This window comes from Pseudomonas pharyngis (assembly GCF_021602345.1).
Lineage (GTDB): Bacteria > Pseudomonadota > Gammaproteobacteria > Pseudomonadales > Pseudomonadaceae > Aquipseudomonas > Aquipseudomonas pharyngis.
The window spans coordinates 230,844-242,800 of record NZ_BQID01000004.1; the positions used below are offsets into that span (position 1 = coordinate 230,844).

Sequence of the window (11,957 nt, forward strand, 5' to 3'; positions counted from 1 at the left end):
TAGAGAGAACATCAATGAAACCACGTGCCCGCGATCTCCATATCCGCATCGGTCAATTGCAGCCTGGTCCGCTCAACGCCATCACCGACGTACCCGGCGTAAGGGTCGGCCACAGCAACGTGCGCGGCCGCAGCGCCAGCGGTCGTGACATCTGCAGCGGCGTCACCCTGATCGAACCACGCGCCGGTTCGACCAACGCACAACCGTGTTTCGCCGGCGTCCACGTACTCAACGGAAACGGTGATGCCACAGGACTGGAGTGGATTCGCGAAGCCGGTCTGCTGACCAGTCCGATCGCCTTCACCAACACCCACAGCCTCGGCGTGGTGCGCGATGCCTTGATCGAACTGGATCGCGCGCAGCAACCGGACGACGGTCGGCTCTACTGGAACATGCCGGTGGTGCTTGAAACCTTCGATGGGTTGCTCAACGACATCAACGGCTTTCATGTGAAGCCCAAACATGTGGCCGAAGCGATGAGCAATGCCGTTGACGGCCCGGTGCAGGAAGGCGCAGTGGGCGGTGGCAGCGGCATGATCTGTCATGAATTCAAGGGCGGGATCGGCACCGCATCACGCCGCTTGAGCAAGGCTCAGGGTGGCTGGACAGTGGGTGCCATCGTGCAGGCCAACCACGGGATTCGCAGCGAACTGCGAGTCGACGGCTACCCGGTCGGGCGCTACATGGAACAAGTGGATTCGCCGTTCCTGCGCGCTTCGTTGCCGCATCCTGGCATGGGCTCGATCGTAGTGGCCCTCGCCACCGATGCACCGCTGTTGCCGCATCAATGCACGCGACTGGCGCAACGGGCGAGCCTCGGTCTGGCGCGCACCGGCGGCGGCAATGAGGATCACAGCGGTGACATCTTCATCGCCTTCGCCACTGGCAACGGTCATATCCCGCCCGCCGCCTACGAAGGTAAAGGCGCATCGACCTGCGACGGCTTGCGGATGGTCAACAACGATCACATCAGCGAGCTGTTCCTGGCGGCGACCGAGGCGGTGGAAGAAGCGATCATCAATGCCTTGCTGGCCAGCGACAGCACCGAAGGCAACGGGCATTCGGTGCCGGGGCTGGATGCCGCCACCCTGCTCGCGGCCCTGGATAAAGCCGGCTGGCCGGGTGCGCGCTGATACCATGACGCCCTTATGCGCCCCCTCCGCCAGCGCCCCAACAGCAGGTGACTGACGGTACTTGAGCGCATCCCCCCACCTTCCTACGATGGAATGACGCAGCCGCTTGGCCCGCCAAACCGCTGCGTAGGTGCGGGTGCTCTGAACCCCAATCAAGCCCGCACCTGGCTTCATGCGCATCTTGAGCCTCGCGGGCTCTACTTCCTCCCCATCAAAGAGTCTTGAGGCTCTTTTTTGCCCTGACAAATGTAATCCACAAGAATTGCTACGCAGTGCTGGCGCTTTGACACCAAGCAGCCATACTCTATTTGTTTTGCGGGTTCAGTTGTCACGCCAAACAGGGAATCTGGGCGGCAGCGAAATTTTTCAGTCGTTTTTGCATATACCGCCAGGATGAATCTATTTAGCGGAAACTTTCCGCCTTTAGATAAAGGTATCGATATGCAAAATCTTGGAATCGCCGTGTTGCTAGCGCTGGCGTCAACTCTGGTCGCATGTTCCTCTCACCTTGAAACCCGGGAGTTTGTACCCGGCGGTGCAACACCCACTGGCGTACCCTACCGACTGACATTCAATCAGTACGACATCACGGTCAAGTGGCAGGCAACTGAATGCAATCGTCAAACTAACGAATTAGCCATAAAAATCAGCGCATCTCTTAAACAGAAGACAGCGCATGACCCGGAGGTTTATTACATTGATCCGCGATCACTTACCGGCTGGTTCAAAACAGGAGAAAGTACATTTGAGTGGCACCCCAATCGAGCAACCAAGTCGGTAAACGCTTCAGCTGACGACAAACTGGGTCAAGCCATAGTTAACATTGCTACAGGAATCGGAAAAATCATTCCTGCCACGATAGCCGGTGGATCACCCAGAGGCCAAACATGTACGAGCTTGATGGCACAGAACATTAACGATGTGGACTCTGCTCAGGACAAGGTATTACGTGCGAGCGATAACGTCGCCGCAATGACACTCGAACTGACACGTCAAAATTCGCGAATCACATCCATGGGATCAAATGTTGATCGAGCATCGAGCAAAGCCAAATCAAAAGCAGTGCGACAATTGGAAGTCACCACCCTTAATCTGGAACAAGAAAAACTGGCTCTGGAGCAGGCTCTGAAAAAAGTCAGCTTCCAACAAACCCAAACCTGGCCAGCCACACCTGACGAACTTAAATCAACAACAGCGTTAAAGTTACCAACTCTATTTGTGAAGAAATGGGGACTGTCCTCGGGCAAAAGCTCCGACACATTAAAAACAATTAATGATCTTGACGTGTACTTCCAGCTTTCCACCATTCACAACATGACATATCCCTCCTCTGCACCGGTAAAAATCGATTCGGAACGAGTTGCGAGTAAATCCGTTGATGTCCGTGGATGGAAGGGTCTTCCCTATAGGGAGCCGGTAGACGGAGTACTGACAGTTTGCGCAAAAAAAGCCTGTTCTCAATCGGGATCGATAGCCGTTGATTCCATTGAAGTACAGTCACTTCAGTTAGGGCCAATGCTTGTGATGCCGTTCGAGGGACGCCCCTTTGCATCCAACAAGGCTTCCGCCGTTTTCGCAGAGGACGGCACGTTGAGCTCCGCAGGCTATTCCCAGATAAGGTCGACAGCGGAGGGCGTTACCGAAACATTCAAAAACTCCTCGGAGCAATTGGCACCAGTCATTACTGCAGAGAGAGAGGAGGAGCTGAAAACTTTGACCTTGAAGGCGAACACAGCAAAAGCCAAAAAGGAACTTGAGGATGCACGAGCCAATCCGACCGCGGATGAAGCTCTTTTAAAATCGCTTGAAAGCGAACTTGCCCTGGCCGAGGCCGAAACAAAACTGATCAATGCAAAAAAAGCGTTGATTGCGGCTAAAAATGGAGGTGCGCAATGAGCCCCGCTAAAATAAAATCTGGCAGCCTCAACCCCGAACTCAGATCAGCCTTACTTGAAAAGGAGCTTACTTGGAAAGTAGCTGATCAAAAATCCCCCCCATTTATTGCCGAACCAGAAACTCTCGATATTCGCACCGTATCGCTTGAGAAAAACGTAATAGATGTTTTCGCCAAACACGTAGACATCGCATTCCCCCTAATCACCGACAAATCCAATTTTCAACCTGTTAAAGATCAGGGAGAAACTCAAGCGTGCACAAGTTTCGCTTTGGCATCCACAATAGAAGACCGCCTGCGTGTATCCAACAAAGCCACACTCAGCCTCTCGCCTCTTTTTATTCATTACTGCATTGCAGAGCTGACGTTGGATAGTCCGCTGGATTTAACCTACGCGATGGAAACCGACGCACCCAACGCCACATTCGCCTTGTCTGAATCGGGGGATTCCAAAGATTTACCCGCTCAGTGCGGTACCAGACAGGGTGCTGTTCGCTTGATAAATATTGCGCCAGTCACTGGTGACGAAGAAGCGCGTAACGCACTGCAAACAGGCCCGATCATCGCGACAATGGAAGACTGGGAAGACTTTCACAGGTTCTACGGCGGAGGTGTTTATCGGCATGCCTCGGGCGTCGGAAAACAACTACATACAATTGAGGTCGTGGGCTTCGATAGTGAGAGTTGGATAGTAAAAAACAGCTGGGGAACGTCATGGGGAGAAAAAGGTTTCGCCAGAATTGCTTTTGGCGAATGTAATCTTTTCAAGCTTGCAGCATTCAGCTTCGACCCCGTACTGACCTGATGCTTAGCGATGGCTAGCAAACCTGCCCGATCCGGGGCACAGGCCGGATCGGGTACCGCCGCCCTGGAGAAACCAATCAATGCAAGATCAGGCGCTGACGAACAAATTCTTCGGTGCGGCGGGTGACCTGATCCAGATGCCGGTCGCGCTGTTTCTCGGCATCGAGCATCGCGCGCTTGCCGTGCTTTTGCAGAAGGTAGGTGTGGATTTGCTGCACTTCCAGCGAACGGTAGATCGGTGTCGTGTCGATAAAACCGCGCAACCCGTTGCTGCGGTAATGCCGAGTGCTCATCAGCACCTGCGTTTCGAGCTGGCCCAGCACCTCGAAACCCAGCGCTTCGAAATACGGCACCTTGCCGACGCTGCAGGTCAGTTCGGCATGGGGGTAACGCGCCACCATGTCCGCGATCAACGAACGGGCCACACCCTGACGCCGATGCCCCTCGCGCACCGCCAGATAGGCCACGTTGCACGCCTCCCAATCGCCCTGCACCGGCAGGTACAACAGGAAGCCGATCACCTGCTCCGGATCATCGTCGTCGGTGGCCACCAGCAGCTCCACTTCGGTGCCCTTCTCGCCGTTCAACGCCTCCAGGTACAGATGAACCTCGTAGCCGACCGCGTACTGATAAACGTTGTACAGCAGATTGCTCGGGCCCAGCCCTACAGCGCTGATGTCGGTCAGATAGTCGACCACCATCTGCAGGATCTGGCTGTTGACGCCTTCGGGACATGGGGATTTGTAGTGGGTGATGCGGGGCATGGCGGGCGGACTCCAACGGTAAAACACAGGTTGCCGGGAGAGTTGAGCGACCGGCGAACCGCGACATCATACCTTGTGCACGCCTGACAAAAATTTCATCTGCCCGAGAACGGATCTTTCGCCGATTTGGCGTCCAATTTTTCAACTGCGTTCATTTCCCGACGCAGGCCTTGAGGAGTTGCCATGAACGTTCTGCGTTCCGCGAAAACCATCAAATCCTTGCTCGCTGCCGCGCTGGTAGCGATCACCCTCTCGGGCTGTGTCGTCGAACCGGTTCGCCCGCATCGGCCACCTCCGATCGTTGAGGTGGTTCCGGTCATGCCTGCGCCGGGTTATCACTGGGTCGCCGGGCATTACCGCTGGGCCGGCAACCAATGGCGCTGGATGCCAGGGCATTGGCGAGCGTACTGAGGCCAGTCACTGCGCGGGGGCAACGACCTTGAACTTGATGTCGATGTCCTTGGAAACCACGGTGTCCGCCCACTCCCCTGCACCAAGCCCGAACTGGTCGCGCTTGAGCACCAGTTCGCCGTCGAAAATGCCGATGCTGCTATCGGGTTTGAGTTGCACCGGCACCTGCACCTCACGGGTGATGCCTTTGAGCGTGAGATGGCCGTTAACCAGATAACGGTTGTCGCCGGCCGGGCTGAAGCGGGTCGATTCGAACACCGCCACCGGGAATTTCTCGGTGTCGAACCATGCCGGTTTCACCAGCTCGGTGTTGGCGTCTTCACTGCCGGCGTCGATGCTGGTCAGGTCGATGTGCAGCGTGGTGCGGGCATTGGCGAGATTGTCGCTGTCGAAATCCAGCGTCGCATCGAACTTGCCGAACGTGCCGTACATCCGCGAGCCCATCTGGTTGTAGGTGAAACTGATCTGACTGGCGGTGGTATTGACGCGGGTGTACTCCACCGCTTGCACAGCAGGGACGACAATCAGGCAACACGCGGCAGCCAATAACAATTGAATCGACATGGAGAGCTCCGGCGCCCGATGGGGCTCGAATGACTTAAGCAAACATCCGTCACTTGCGCCAGCCCCGCCAAGGCCCACCCGGCCCGTCACACCAATCGCTCGATCTTCTGATGCTTCCAGACTCGTTTGTAATACAGCGTCTGCAGCACCAGCATCCCCAGATACGCAATCGGAAACGCCATCCACACACCCTGCAGACCGAACTGCCCGTCCAGCCAATAGGCCGCCGGCAACTGCACGCCGAGCACGCAGATGATCGCCACGCCCACCGGCACCAGCACCGTGCCGCTGGCGCGCATGATGCCGCCGATGATCGCCTGGAAACCGAAGATCAACAGGCTCCACAACATGATGTGCAGCAGGTGCTCGGCCATCGCCCGGGTCGAGTCTTCGGTCAGGAACAACCCCAACAACCAGTGCGACAACAGGTAACCCGACAGGATCAAGCCACCGGTCAGGCACACGTTGATCCACAGCCCGGTGCGCAGGATCGGGCCCATTCGCTCCAACCGCCCGGCACCGATCGCCTGGGCGCCGAGGATCGACGCGGTGATCGCAATCGACAGCGCCGGGAACTGCACGTAGTTGACGATCTGCGTCACCGCACCATAGGCCGCCGTCGCCTGCGAGCCGTGCTGGTTGACCAGCGCCAGAATCACCAGCTCCGACAGCGACAGCACAATCATCTGCACCCCGGTCGGCAGGCCGATACGCAACACCTTGCCGAGAATTGCGCCGTCCAGTCGCAGCGCCGCGAAGAACTCACGATCCGGCGCCAGTGGATGACCCTTGCGGATCAGGCTCCATGACAGCCACGCCATCGACGTCAGCGTACCGGCCAGACCTGCAACCGCCGCGCTCTGGATGCCCAGTTGCGGCAAGCCGATCCAGCCGCGAATGAACGCCGGAGTCAGCGCCAGCCCGACAACGGTCGACAGCAGCAGCGCCAACATCGGCGACAGTGTGTCGCTCACCCCGCGTAACAACTGGGTGAACAGCACGTACACCAGCACAAACGGCAAGGTCCACATCATCACCCGGGCATAGGCCACCGCATCGTCCAGCACATCCGCCGGCGTGCCCAAACCCTGCAAGGCCTGACGCGCAAACACACTGCCCAGCACCGCCGCCACCAGCCCGATCAATACCCCAAGCAACAGCGTCGCTCCGGCAATCGCCTTGACCATATGCGACTCACGCGCGCCCCACGCCTGACCGATCAACACCCCTGCCCCGGCGCCCAGGCCGATGACCAGCGCGATAAAGAAAAAAATGATCGGAAACATCCCCGACACCGCCGCCAGCGCCTGCGTACCAAGCATCTGGCCGATGTAGATGCTGTTGACCGTGCCCGACATCGATTGCAGGAAGTTCGACAGCACCATCGGGGCCAGGAACAGCAGGTAGGTTTTCCAGAGGGGGGATTGAGCGGGGGTTTGCATTGAGGTCCGTCTCGGGTGGGAGCTGATGACAGAGTCTAAGGTATGCGATGCCGTTCAGGTCGTACCGGTTTGCATTAAAACTTCGTAATCTGCACCTCGACCAATGTGCATAGCCTCCCCATCACGACAGGAAGTGAATCCCCCCATGCGCCATTCCCCATTTCTGCTGAGTTGCACCTTATTGACTGTTCTGACGACGACTGCCCACGCCGCTCCCGCCCCCTCGCCCGAGGTGGTGCAAGGATTGGTGAACACGTTGAACGAACGCCTGAACATCGGCGACCTCGTCGCCCTGACCAAATGGGACAGCGGCAAGCCGATCCAGGACAGCCCCCGTGAGGCGCAGGTGATCGACAACGCCCGCAAGCTGGCCGCCGAACGCGAGCTCGACCCGGAAGACGTCGCGCAGTTGATCGCCGCACAGATGGAGGCCAACAAACTGGTGCAGTACGGTTTGCTCGCACAGTGGCAAGCGGCCGGTGCCGCGCCGGACACGCCGCGCCCGGATCTGGGCAAGCAGATTCGCCCGCGTCTGGATCAGTTGCAAACCCGTCTGCTGCAGCAATACGCCGACTTCACACCCTACCGTCACGACCCGAACTGCCCGGTGTGGCTGGCCAAGGCGCGCACCGGTCTGACCCGCGATGCGCTGCATGATCTGGCCCTGACCCGCGCCACCGGAGAGCTGTGCATTCGGCCGCTGGTGCCCTAGAACAAGGGTCTTGGCATTCATTGCTGGCGTCGATAGTCACCATCAGTTCAATGAAGTTCTCATAAAAAATCCGCGGCGTAACATCGGCTCCATACCAAACAAACAACACCCCTGGAGCACACGATCATGAAACGCCAAATCCTTCTCGGCATCGCTTTCTCGGTTCTTGCAGTCAACGCTTTTGCAGCAAAACCCGCCCACACCATGATCGCCGAAGGCGGTTCGGATCGGTTAATTGAAAGTCGTTTAGCTGAGGGTGGTTCGGATCGTTTGATCGAACGTCGTGTGGCTGAGGGTGGCGCTGATCGTCTGATTGAACGCCGCGTTGCTGAAGGTGGCTCGGATCGTCTGCAAGAACGTCGCGTTGCCGAAGGTGGTGCTGATCGTCTGCAAGAACGCCGCGTTGCCGAAGGTGGTGCTGATCGTCTGCAAGAACGTCGCGTTGCTGAAGGTGGCGCTGATCGTCTGATCGAACGCCGCGTTGCTGAAGGTGGCGCTGATCGCCTGATCGAACGCCGCGTTGCATAAGTAAGCAGCGCATAAAGATAAGCCCGGCCTGATCAGCCGGGCTTTTCTTTGCGCGCGCTTTTTGCGTTTGCTGGGTAAGCTCTTAGCCCGACGCTGCGAATTCAGGTTTCCCATGGACATTGAACGACTACGGAAGAAAAAACAGCTCAACGTGCAGGAGCAAAACGCAGTCGTTGCGCATCGTTTGATGCTTTGCGCCAGTGAATGGCGCAAACAGGGTGTGCCTGTCGCCCTGGCCCGATACGGAGAATCCCAAGGCACCGATTGGTCGTCGTCCATCGTGCTGGAACTGGAAATCGACTTTCCCGGCATGCCTCGCCTGTTCGGACTTTTGCTGGATCAAAACGAATGTTTCATCGCATTTGAAATCGATACGGACGCCTCCCATGAACACATTGAATCCGTGGATCGCTGGGAGGACGTCTCGTCGATGCAAAATACTTCGACATCTAATCCGGGCACAGGTAAAGGCTTTGCCTCGATCGCGCTGGACGTGAAGCGTCAGCTTGTTTGATCGCTCTTTGCGCAACGCTCACTCTTCGGCGTCTTGAAGTCGTCACTGGTTGAGTATCTACGCCTCATCAAAAGGAGCACTCATTGAACATGGGCCCGAAAACCGAAACGCTGATCAAGGTACTGAATGAGCTAATCAGTGTTCTGGAAAGCGACGGAGAAGCGCACTGGAGCGCGTGGATGCGAAAAGCTCGCGCACGATTGCTGGACTCCGATTATTCCGGAATCACGTGGCTGCTCTCGGCCTATGGCGGGATGGGGTCCTTCAATGATGTCGTGCTCGGACAAACCAGCATCAACGGTGCATTTGCCTGGAAGCGCGGCTATGGCGAACTGAATGCAAAATTTGCCGAACTCCGTGAGCAAGCCTACGAGCTGGCCAATGAAATCAGGCACATGCAGCGATAACGGCATTCATTGCTGGCGTCGATAGTAACCATCAGCTCAATGAAGTTCTCATAAAAAATTCGCGGCGTAACATCGGCTCCATACCCAACAAACAACACCCCTGGAGCATACGATCATGAAACGCCAAATCCTTCTCGGCATCGCTTTCTCGGTTCTTGCAGTCAACGCTTTTGCAGCCAAACCCGCCCACACCATGATCGCCGAAGGCGGTTCGGATCGGTTGATTGAAAGTCGCTTGGCCGAGGGTGGTTCGGATCGTTTGATCGAACGTCGTGTGGCTGAGGGTGGCGCTGATCGTCTGATTGAACGCCGCGTTGCTGAAGGTGGCTCGGATCGTCTGCAAGAACGTCGCGTTGCCGAAGGTGGTGCTGATCGTCTGCAAGAACGCCGCGTTGCCGAAGGTGGTGCTGATCGTCTGCAAGAACGCCGCGTTGCTGAAGGTGGCTCGGATCGTCTGCTGGAACGCCGCGTTGCCGAAGGTGGCGCTGATCGCCTGCAAGAACGCCGCGTCGCCTGAATCAAATGCTCTACCGCTGCACAAACAAAAAGCCCGGTCTGATCAGCCGGGCTTTTTCACATCCACCGCCGCTTACTGAACGGTTTTCAGCTTGACCACATCACCGGAGACCTTGGTGGTGTAGCCGCTCAGGACCCATGCCCAGAACCAGTTTTCCTGAATCTGAGTGTTGATCATGGCATCGCCGCCCTTGGCCTGGATGGCGGCCTCTTGCGCACGGACGAAACGGCTGTTCTGCCGGATCGGGATCACGCCGAACAGCATCAGGCCGGTGGCAGTGGCTTCGCTGTGGCCAATCACGGTGTATTGGCTGCTGTCGTAATGTCTGGTGTTCATCGGGGTGCCGGTGCAACCTGCCAGAACCACACCGAACAGTGCGGCGGCGACTACTTTGCTGAGGTATTTCACTGCAAGACTCCATGGGTAAACGCCCGGGATCCGTCTCTCGGGCGGCGCACACTCTACCGAACGAAGTGGCTCATTGATATCAGCCTCGGCAGATTTTCATTAAACGCCTTGCTGGCAGCCCGTCCACGATGTCGCATACCATGGCGCCACTCCAATAAAGACAGACATTTCTCCATGCTCAAAGCCAGTCTGCGCAGCCACCTGACCCTTTGGTTTGCCGGTTTGTCTCTGCTGACGCTATTGAGCGTGGGCTTTTACGTCGGTGATATCGCCACTGAACAAATGAAACGCGCCAGCGGCAATGCGCTGCTGAGTACCGCGCGGTCGGCGGCGACGCTGCTGGGCGAGCAGTTGCGCGAGCGGCAACTGGAGGTCTATCTGCTCAGCCGGGCGCCACATCTGGAACGCGGCGATCTGGACAATCCGACAATTCTCAAATCGATGCAGCTGCGCACCGAAGCCCGCTCCGAGTATGCGTGGATGGGGGTGACCGATGCTCAGGGGCTTGTGCATCAGGCAGTCAACGGTTTGCTGGTCGGTCAGGTCGTGCAACAGCGCCCATGGTTTCAGGCCGGTCTGCGCGGGGAATACACCGGCGATCCGCACGAAGCCGTTTTGTTGGCGAAACTGTTGCCAGGTCTGCCCAACGGCGAGCCACTGCGCTTCATCGACTTCGCCGCGCCCATCCGCAACGCCGATGGCCAGGTGATCGGTGTGCTCGGCGCCCATGCGCACTGGAGCTGGGTCACGCACATCGTCGAATCGGCAGCGATGTCGCACAAGGGGGCGGAGCCGGATATCGAAGCGCTGATAATCGATCACGACGGCAAGGTGCTGTACCCGGAAGCGCTGGTTGGCCAACAAATGCCGGCCAAGGATCCGAAGTCCCCAGGCTGGGTCGTCGGCAACGGGTACCTGACCAGCGAGGTGACTGTGCCGACGCCTACGGGCACTGCGCTGTCGTGGTCGATTGCGGTGCGTCAACCACTGGACACTGCACTGCAACCGGCGCGACTGCTGTTTTATAAATTGCTGTTGCTGGGTGTTTTCGCTGCCGTGGCATTCGGATTCGTGGCGTATTACCTGGCGCTGTACCTGAGTCGGCCCATCGAGCACCTCGCGCGCTCAGCCCAAAAAGTGCAGAACAACCAACCGGGGGCCCACTTCCCTCTCCAGCATCCCGTGCGGGAAATTGCCCAGCTCGGCCAGTCCATCGATGCCATGACCCAGTCGCTGCTTGCCAAGGAGCGTGAGCTGCAAGAGACCAACGCTTCGCTCGAAGCCACCGTCGCCCAACGCACGGCGGCCCTGACCCTGGCCAACGCCGAGCTGCTGAACCTGGCCACCCACGATGGCTTGACCGGTGTCTATAACCGCCGCCGCTTCGACGAAAAACTCACCGAATACAGCCTGCTGTTCCGTCGTACCGGGCGGCCGTTTGCATTGCTTCTGATTGATGCCGATCACTTCAAGCACATCAACGACACTCACGGCCATGCGGCCGGCGACGACGTACTGCAGCAATTGGCGCAGCTGATCCAGATCAGCATCCGGAGCACGGATTTCGTCGCCCGTTACGGAGGCGAAGAATTTGCGGTGCTGCTGCCGGAAATCGCCAAGCCCGATACGCCCGATATCGTCGCCGAAAAGATTCGATCAGCGATTGCCGCAGCGAGCTTTCCAACGGTCGGCCCGGTGACGGTCAGCATCGGTGTCGGCCTTGCCGACCCGGCCGACAATGCTCCGACAGCACTGCTCAAACGTGCTGATCAACAGTTGTATCAGGCGAAAGCCGCGGGTCGTAATCGCGTAGCCTTCCAGACGTCACTCACCGAAGTGAACGGACTCGGCTGACCTGC

14 protein-coding genes are annotated in these 11,957 nt (G+C 57.8%); 10 read left to right on the forward strand and 4 right to left on the reverse strand.

What is annotated here, in order from left to right:
- Positions 1-14 precede the first annotated feature (14 nt).
- From L6D74_RS10890 to L6D74_RS10900, 3 genes are all read left to right on the forward strand, one after another.
- Complete coding sequence (locus L6D74_RS10890; RefSeq protein WP_039767318.1) at positions 15-1,133, forward strand: DmpA family aminopeptidase; 1,119 nt, start codon at positions 15-17, stop codon at positions 1,131-1,133.
- Positions 1,134-1,574: 441 nt separating this feature from the next.
- Entirely contained in the window at positions 1,575-3,029 is a 1,455-nt protein-coding gene (locus L6D74_RS10895; protein WP_236189151.1) for a hypothetical protein, read from the forward strand.
- Complete coding sequence (locus tag L6D74_RS10900; RefSeq protein ID WP_064597643.1) at positions 3,026-3,832, forward strand: C1 family peptidase; 807 nt, start codon at positions 3,026-3,028, stop codon at positions 3,830-3,832. The genes L6D74_RS10895 and L6D74_RS10900 overlap by 4 nt, the downstream gene beginning before the upstream one ends.
- A gap of 76 nt (positions 3,833-3,908) precedes the next feature.
- Here the strand turns inward: L6D74_RS10900 and L6D74_RS10905 are convergent, their stop codons facing one another.
- Positions 3,909-4,595 (reverse strand): GNAT family N-acetyltransferase, encoded by a 687-nt coding sequence (locus tag L6D74_RS10905; protein WP_064597645.1) that lies wholly within the window; start codon positions 4,593-4,595, stop codon positions 3,909-3,911.
- A 183-nt stretch (positions 4,596-4,778) separates the two neighbouring features.
- Between L6D74_RS10905 and L6D74_RS10910 the strand changes: the two genes are divergently transcribed.
- Complete coding sequence (locus L6D74_RS10910; RefSeq protein ID WP_039767335.1) at positions 4,779-5,006, forward strand: YXWGXW repeat-containing protein; 228 nt, start codon at positions 4,779-4,781, stop codon at positions 5,004-5,006.
- Positions 5,007-5,012: 6 nt separating this feature from the next.
- Here the strand turns inward: L6D74_RS10910 and L6D74_RS10915 are convergent, their stop codons facing one another.
- Both L6D74_RS10915 and L6D74_RS10920 read right to left on the reverse strand, forming a co-directional pair.
- Positions 5,013-5,570, reverse strand: coding sequence for a YceI family protein (locus L6D74_RS10915; RefSeq protein ID WP_236189153.1), 558 nt, complete (start codon positions 5,568-5,570; stop codon positions 5,013-5,015).
- Between the two features lie 86 nt (positions 5,571-5,656).
- Positions 5,657-7,012: an MATE family efflux transporter gene (locus L6D74_RS10920; RefSeq protein ID WP_236189154.1), complete on the reverse strand. Its 1,356-nt coding sequence runs from the start codon at positions 7,010-7,012 to the stop codon at positions 5,657-5,659.
- A gap of 145 nt (positions 7,013-7,157) precedes the next feature.
- Here L6D74_RS10920 and L6D74_RS10925 point away from each other — a divergent pair, with 145 nt between their 5' ends.
- The 5 genes from L6D74_RS10925 (at position 7,158) to L6D74_RS10945 (ending at position 9,690) form a co-directional block, all read left to right on the forward strand.
- Positions 7,158-7,724 (forward strand): chorismate mutase, encoded by a 567-nt coding sequence (locus L6D74_RS10925; protein ID WP_236189155.1) that lies wholly within the window; start codon positions 7,158-7,160, stop codon positions 7,722-7,724.
- Between the two features lie 126 nt (positions 7,725-7,850).
- Positions 7,851-8,252, forward strand: a complete 402-nt coding sequence (locus tag L6D74_RS10930; RefSeq protein ID WP_236189156.1) for a hypothetical protein — start codon at positions 7,851-7,853, stop codon at positions 8,250-8,252.
- A gap of 112 nt (positions 8,253-8,364) precedes the next feature.
- Positions 8,365-8,766, forward strand: coding sequence for a hypothetical protein (locus L6D74_RS10935; protein WP_236189157.1), 402 nt, complete (start codon positions 8,365-8,367; stop codon positions 8,764-8,766).
- A gap of 89 nt (positions 8,767-8,855) precedes the next feature.
- Positions 8,856-9,173, forward strand: coding sequence for a DUF6966 domain-containing protein (locus L6D74_RS10940; RefSeq protein ID WP_011334909.1), 318 nt, complete (start codon positions 8,856-8,858; stop codon positions 9,171-9,173).
- A 115-nt stretch (positions 9,174-9,288) separates the two neighbouring features.
- On the forward strand, positions 9,289-9,690 hold the full coding sequence (locus L6D74_RS10945) for a hypothetical protein (protein WP_236189158.1): 402 nt from the start codon (positions 9,289-9,291) through the stop codon (positions 9,688-9,690).
- Between the two features lie 72 nt (positions 9,691-9,762).
- Here the strand turns inward: L6D74_RS10945 and L6D74_RS10950 are convergent, their stop codons facing one another.
- Positions 9,763-10,098: a hypothetical protein gene (locus L6D74_RS10950; RefSeq protein WP_039767351.1), complete on the reverse strand. Its 336-nt coding sequence runs from the start codon at positions 10,096-10,098 to the stop codon at positions 9,763-9,765.
- Positions 10,099-10,272: 174 nt separating this feature from the next.
- Between L6D74_RS10950 and L6D74_RS10955 the strand changes: the two genes are divergently transcribed.
- Positions 10,273-11,952, forward strand: a complete 1,680-nt coding sequence (locus L6D74_RS10955; protein ID WP_236189159.1) for a sensor domain-containing diguanylate cyclase — start codon at positions 10,273-10,275, stop codon at positions 11,950-11,952.
- The last annotated feature ends 5 nt before the right edge of the window (positions 11,953-11,957 follow it).

Coding starts and splice junctions, on each gene's coding strand:
- L6D74_RS10890 (WP_039767318.1), top strand. CDS start 15: ATGAAACCACGTGCCCGCGATCTCCATATCCGCATCGGTCAATTGCAG.
- L6D74_RS10895 (WP_236189151.1), top strand. CDS start 1,575: ATGCAAAATCTTGGAATCGCCGTGTTGCTAGCGCTGGCGTCAACTCTG.
- L6D74_RS10900 (WP_064597643.1), top strand. CDS start 3,026: ATGAGCCCCGCTAAAATAAAATCTGGCAGCCTCAACCCCGAACTCAGA.
- L6D74_RS10905 (WP_064597645.1), bottom strand. CDS start 4,595: ATGCCCCGCATCACCCACTACAAATCCCCATGTCCCGAAGGCGTCAAC.
- L6D74_RS10910 (WP_039767335.1), top strand. CDS start 4,779: ATGAACGTTCTGCGTTCCGCGAAAACCATCAAATCCTTGCTCGCTGCC.
- L6D74_RS10915 (WP_236189153.1), bottom strand. CDS start 5,570: ATGTCGATTCAATTGTTATTGGCTGCCGCGTGTTGCCTGATTGTCGTC.
- L6D74_RS10920 (WP_236189154.1), bottom strand. CDS start 7,012: ATGCAAACCCCCGCTCAATCCCCCCTCTGGAAAACCTACCTGCTGTTC.
- L6D74_RS10925 (WP_236189155.1), top strand. CDS start 7,158: ATGCGCCATTCCCCATTTCTGCTGAGTTGCACCTTATTGACTGTTCTG.
- L6D74_RS10930 (WP_236189156.1), top strand. CDS start 7,851: ATGAAACGCCAAATCCTTCTCGGCATCGCTTTCTCGGTTCTTGCAGTC.
- L6D74_RS10935 (WP_236189157.1), top strand. CDS start 8,365: ATGGACATTGAACGACTACGGAAGAAAAAACAGCTCAACGTGCAGGAG.
- L6D74_RS10940 (WP_011334909.1), top strand. CDS start 8,856: ATGGGCCCGAAAACCGAAACGCTGATCAAGGTACTGAATGAGCTAATC.
- L6D74_RS10945 (WP_236189158.1), top strand. CDS start 9,289: ATGAAACGCCAAATCCTTCTCGGCATCGCTTTCTCGGTTCTTGCAGTC.
- L6D74_RS10955 (WP_236189159.1), top strand. CDS start 10,273: ATGCTCAAAGCCAGTCTGCGCAGCCACCTGACCCTTTGGTTTGCCGGT.